General features: G+C 39.1%; 5 protein-coding genes and 2 pseudogenes. 5 read left to right on the top strand and 2 right to left on the bottom strand.

The genetic code is table 11. From position 1 onward, the window contains the following. Window positions 1–230: hypothetical protein (locus DYY66_RS11705; protein ID WP_166289616.1), on the top strand; the 230-nt coding region annotated here is incomplete at its 5' end. Between the two features lie 116 nt (window positions 231–346). Beyond that, a pseudogene (locus DYY66_RS16680) lies at window positions 347–652 on the top strand (thioredoxin family protein); the annotation flags it as partial. A gap of 186 nt (window positions 653–838) precedes the next feature. On the opposite strand, the gene DYY66_RS11695 reads toward DYY66_RS16680, so the two are convergent. Then, on the bottom strand, window positions 839–1,252 hold the full coding sequence (locus DYY66_RS11695; protein WP_166289619.1) for an HIT family protein: 414 nt from the start codon (window positions 1,250–1,252) through the stop codon (window positions 839–841). A gap of 111 nt (window positions 1,253–1,363) precedes the next feature. Between DYY66_RS11695 and DYY66_RS11690 the strand changes: the two genes are divergently transcribed. Further along, the gene (locus DYY66_RS11690) at window positions 1,364–1,966 is read left to right on the top strand and encodes a protein-disulfide isomerase (RefSeq protein WP_166289610.1); all 603 of its coding nucleotides are present in this window, start codon (window positions 1,364–1,366) and stop codon (window positions 1,964–1,966) included. A 319-nt stretch (window positions 1,967–2,285) separates the two neighbouring features. Here the strand turns inward: DYY66_RS11690 and DYY66_RS16675 are convergent. After that, window positions 2,286–3,207: fibronectin type III domain-containing protein (locus DYY66_RS16675; protein WP_394352651.1), on the bottom strand; the 922-nt coding region annotated here is incomplete at its 3' end. Between the two features lie 206 nt (window positions 3,208–3,413). On the opposite strand from DYY66_RS16675, the pseudogene DYY66_RS15115 reads away from it, so the two are divergent. Both DYY66_RS15115 and DYY66_RS16670 read left to right on the top strand, forming a co-directional pair. Next, a pseudogene (locus tag DYY66_RS15115) lies at window positions 3,414–4,472 on the top strand (dihydroxy-acid dehydratase); the annotation flags it as partial. An 87-nt stretch (window positions 4,473–4,559) separates the two neighbouring features. Beyond that, complete coding sequence (locus DYY66_RS16670) at window positions 4,560–5,324, top strand: dihydroxy-acid dehydratase (RefSeq protein WP_394352652.1); 765 nt, start codon at window positions 4,560–4,562, stop codon at window positions 5,322–5,324. The last annotated feature ends 184 nt before the right edge of the window (window positions 5,325–5,508 follow it).

The raw sequence follows: 5,508 nt of genomic DNA, 5'->3' as shown, positions 1-5,508 counted from the left end.
TAAAAGGCGACCAAATCCAGATATCTGGAACCGCACAGTCTTTCACCAGTGTTAGCAGTTCACTTACAAGCCCATCAGGAATCAGATACAATGGTGCTGCAATGACAAACTTTGATGGTTCATACAATATCACCTATTTGACATCATCATCATTTGAGACGGGGAACTGGCACATCACATTACATAGTGGTGCGCTAACACAAGTGCTTTCCATCTTTTTAGAGCCTTAAGTAATAGCGTAGTTCAACCTAGAATGAATTCTTTTGTGTTGTCCGACTATATGTGCAATCAACTAACACAAAGCTTCTCACGATACCTCTAAATAATTTAGAACTTGTGAAAAATTATGGAACATGTAAAACCAGAAGAATTTGATTCCAAGGTGCTTGGAGATAATAAAAAAACAGTTGTTTTATTCTATGCTACATGGTGTCCATACTGCTCTAATTTCAAACCAACATTTGAATCTGCAAAAATTGAGACTGCAAACAAAGTAGGAGCAATCATAGATGAGGATGAGAATCCATTATGGGACAGGTTCAACATTCAAGCAGTACCTACAATGATTGTATTTCAGAATGGAAAAATAATTTCACGAAGAGATGCCAAAAAACATGTCGGACTAACAAAATCAGACATGGATTCCATAGTTNAAATTGAGACTGCAAACAAAGTAGGTTCAATCATAGATGAAGACGAGAATCCATTGTGGGACAGGTTCAATATTCAAGCAGTGCCTACAATGATCGTATTTCAAAATGGAAAAATAATTTCACGAAGAGATGCCAAAAAACATGTCGGGCTAACAAAATCAGACATGGATTCCATAGTTAAAGAACTAGCCTGATTTCATATTCTTTCGGATCTTTTTTGCCAAGTCATCAAGATCAGTATCATTTGTAATCATTCTTCGTGTCCACAGGTTACCCACCTTATTGTATCTAGGAATGATATGTACATGCACATGTGGAATTATTTGGTTTGCAGAACGCCCATTGTTTTGACCAATGTTAAATCCATCTGCGCCTGTTGCGGCCATTATTCCGCGGGCTATTGTAGGCACCATGGAAAATAATTTTCCCACCTCGTCATCAGACATGTCTATAATTTTTTCATGGTGAATCTTGGGCATCACTAGCGAGTGACCTTTTTGGATTGGGTACTTGTCCATTATTGCAATATGTGAATCGTCTTCGAATATTACATACGCATCTTGTTTTTTGCTTATGATGTTACAAAAAAGACAGTCCATGCCTTTTTTGCATGACATATTTTATTTATACTCACCTTCAATCAGATTGAAAATACATACACTCATGTCAGATACTGTTATTTAGGGTAAAATTTTGACTTGGATCGTCAAATGGGAAAAAAAGATAGAGAAGAGCGAGTTCAGGAACGGGAGACTTTTTACCAAAAACGACAGAGGACACAATTCAAGAACAAGGCAATAGCCATAGGCATTCTAGCAGGAATTGTGGCAGTCCTTGGAATTTCAAGTTACAATTTTTACGAGTTGTCATCACAGGTAACACCAAAAGGCGAACCACCAGGTTCAGGCCCTCTTGGTGGAATCCACATTCATGCAGGATTATTGACACTAATTTATGGTCAACAATTTGACTATTCATCTACAGCATATCAGATAAAGAGTCCATACATTGGATTCCAGAAAGGAAATGGTGAAACAATACATGCAATGGCAAAAAATGTCACAATGGGATTCCTCTTTAATTCATTGCGTATCGGATTAGATGACAAGTGTTTCACATTCCCTGATAGTCGTGCATTTTGTACAAATGCCAACTACACGTTGAAATTCTATGTCAATCATCACGAAGTACCAGACTTGAAGAACTATGTCTTCAAGGATCAAGACAGAATCTTGATTTCATTTGGTAATGAAAATGAAACACAGATCAATGCACAGTTGGCACGACTAGACGGATTCCAGTTAATCACTTAGGGTTCTGAGAGTTCTTCTTTTAATTCCTTGAATTGGTCTACAGTTATTTCCCCTTTTGCCAATCTATTTTTTAGAATCATCATTGCATTATCTCCATCATCTTTTTGTTCAGATAAAACTTCAGGTACAGGAGTTTCTGGTATCAATTCAGTGGAACTATCAGATTGGTTTCGCTTCTTCCTGAGATAAAGTATTGAACCCACTATGCCTGCTCCCACAAGAGAAATTATCGGATATATCACAGCACTAAAGCCTCCAAGGCCAGGCATCAGATTATTTCCTAAAGCGTTAGACTTCTGCACCCCAGGGTTTGAAGCGNCTCCAAGGCCAGGCATCACATTATTTCCTAAAGCGTTAGATTTCTGCGCCACAGGGTTTGAAGCAATATCATCCACTGCCATCTTTTCGCTTAGCTGAATAACTTTAGAATTGATAGTACTTGAAGAGCCAGAATTCTTACTATTGAGTAAATCTTGCAGTCTTTTTGCATCCGCTATTCTTTTTTTGATTAGGTCATCAACTGAAGTCTGAGATTGGTCAGGGGCTGGAGGCGGTGTGGTTGTAGTAGGCGGAGAGAAAGTAATAGCCGTTGCAACATTTGATGGGTTGCTTGTTCCAGCTTGGTTTACTGCAGAAACTCTATAAGAATACAATTTGTTTGGAGTAAGTCCAGTATCCTGGTATGATGCTGACAGCGTATTTTGAACGAAATTAAAGCCAGTTCCATCATCTCTCTCTATTTTATATCCAGCAAGTTGTCCGCCACCAGTATTTGTAGGACTTGCCCACTGGAGATCAATCTCAGTAGAAGATGCTACAGACGTGGTCAAAGATGTAGGAGGAGATGGTATAACAGGAGAGCCATCAGGTGAAAATGTGAACGATATTGTCTTTCCATTTTCTTTGGTTGCAATAAATGCAGTTGCATTGTACGTTCCCTTGATTGAGAATTTTTGCTGATTATCAGAAGTACTAGTATCAACAATTATCTGAAAGGTATGATTACTGTCAGCAACTCCTGATGCAAGCGAAATAAATTTGTCAGTCGGATCAAAGAGTAACAAAGTAACATTTGGCGGATCTGTATCCAGTATAGTACCCGAAAAATAGATTTTACTTCCTCCCTTGTAAAATGGTGCATTTGTTTTAAGTGAAGTCACTTCAGCATATGCAGGAATTACGGTAAGAGATATGACGATTATAGACAATAGTACACCAAGATACAGTCCCTGCTTGCCCATACAGAGAATCTCATATTCTAATTATTAAAAACTCGGTAGAATTCATACTTGTCAACTATTAAGTTCATTTTATTCATGAATTATCAAAATCAATGGCGTTATTTTTGACATGGAAATTTTCCAAGTTTGTGGATTTGAAAAACATGAACCAGGTGTTGGATCTCATGTGTGAAATTATCTACAATGTATAAAATAGGGCATAAAATATGGTATCAGCATTGGAAATATCAAGCAGAAATGTAGTTGAGGGTCCTTCGAGGGCACCCCATCGAGCCATGTACAAGGCAATGGGTTTAGACGATAATGATTTAGGAAAACCTTTCATCGGTGTATCACATAGCGGAAATGAAGCAACACCGTGTAACATTCATCTAGGAAGATTGGCAACTCATGCAAAAGCAGGAGTAGAGATTGCGGGTGGAACACCCAGAGAATTTTCTACAATCGCAGTAAGTGACGGTATTGCAATGGGTCATGAAGGTATGAAATCATCTCTTGTTAGCAGGGAAATTATTGCAGATTCTATTGAATTAATGGTTCGTGCACATCAGTATGATGGACTAGTTGGAATTGCAGGATGTGACAAGAGTTTACCAGGTACCATGATGGGAATGGCCAGACTTAACTTACCATCTGTTTTTGTCTACGGCGGTACAATCATGCCAGGAATTTTAGATGGAAAACAAGTTACAGTTCAAGACGTATACGAAGCAGTTGGAGCATATGATGCAGGAAATCTGACATTAGAGGCACTAAAGAATTTAGAAAATGTAGCCTGTCCAAATTCGGGCTCTTGTGGAGGAATGTACACTGCAAATACAATGGCATCAATTAGCGAAGCAATAGGAATTGCACTACCAGGAAATGCATCACCGCCTGCAGAGGATCCAAGAAGGGAAAAAATGGTATACGAAAGCGGCAAGGCCGTGATGAATTTACTTGAGACAGGAATAAAACCAAAAGACATTTTGACATATGAGGCATTTGAAAATGCGATTGTAGTAGCTAATGCCATAGGAGGCTCTACAAATGCAGTATTACACCTGCTTGCGCTATCTCGTGAGATAGGAGTAAAGTTGACACTAGATGATTTTGAAAGAATCAGAAGAAAGACGCCTCACATTGCAGACATGAGACCTGGAGGAACATATGTTATGCTAGATCTTGACAAGATTGGTGGAATCCCATTGCTAATGAAGAGTTTACAAAAGAAAAACCTCATTCATGAAAACGCCATGACAGTAACAGGCAAGACAGTCAAACATNTGCTTGCGCTATCTCGTGAGATAGGAGTAAAGTTGACACTTGATGACTTTGAGAGGATTAGAAGAAAAACTCCTCACATTGCAGACATGAGACCTGGAGGAACATATGTTATGCTAGATCTTGACAAGATTGGTGGAATCCCATTGCTAATGAAGAGTTTACAAAAGAAAAACCTCATTCATGAAAACGCCATGACAGTAACAGGCAAGACAGTCAAACACAATCTGGATTCACTACAAATATCATTTGATTCAAGCCAAAAGGTGTTAAAATCAATTGAATCACCAATTCACGATGTTGGAACTCTTACAATACTTAGAGGATCACTTGCTCCAGAGGGTGCAGTAGTAAAAGTCGCAGGTGTTCACACAAAAGAATTCAGAGGAAGAGCCAAAGTATTTGACAGAGAAGAAGATGCGTTTGATGCAATATCAAAACGACTGATAAAAGAACACGATGTTGTCATAATAAGATATGAAGGTCCAAAGGGCGGACCAGGAATGCGAGAAATGCTCGGCGTTACAGCAGCTCTTGTAGGACAAAACTTGGGTGAAAAAGTTGCACTGATAACAGATGGCAGGTTCTCAGGGGCAACAAGAGGATTCATGATAGGTCATGTTGCACCAGAGGCAGCAGTTGGCGGAAACATTGCACTAGTAAAAGAGGGTGACGAAGTTGTCATCAACCTAGAGAAAAACTCCATTGATCTGATGGTATCAGAAAATGAACTTGCACAAAGACGCCGTGATTGGAAACCAAGAAAGCCAAATTATGAAAATGGTGCACTTGCAAAATTTGCGTCACTTGTGACATCTGCTGCAGAAGGCGCAATTACAAAACCAATCTGGTAAAACTACCAGACAAAATTATTCTTGTGGAATATGGTATTGACAGAAAAGTCTCAGTTTCAGCCCCACTCTTTTTGCAGTAACAGATACTCCATCTCCTAGGCCTTTTTGACAAATGGTACAGGCAGCCTCTGCCACAGTAGTCTTGACCAAGGGTTTTTTTCTTGCAAAATACAGATCCTGGAAC

Origin of the sequence: Candidatus Nitrosotalea sp. FS, assembly GCF_011319475.1 — an archaeon.
In the GTDB taxonomy this organism is placed as follows: domain Archaea; phylum Thermoproteota; class Nitrososphaeria; order Nitrososphaerales; family Nitrosopumilaceae; genus Nitrosotalea.
Note: the sequence above shows the minus strand (reverse complement) of the source record. Positions and strands in the feature narration are given on the sequence as shown.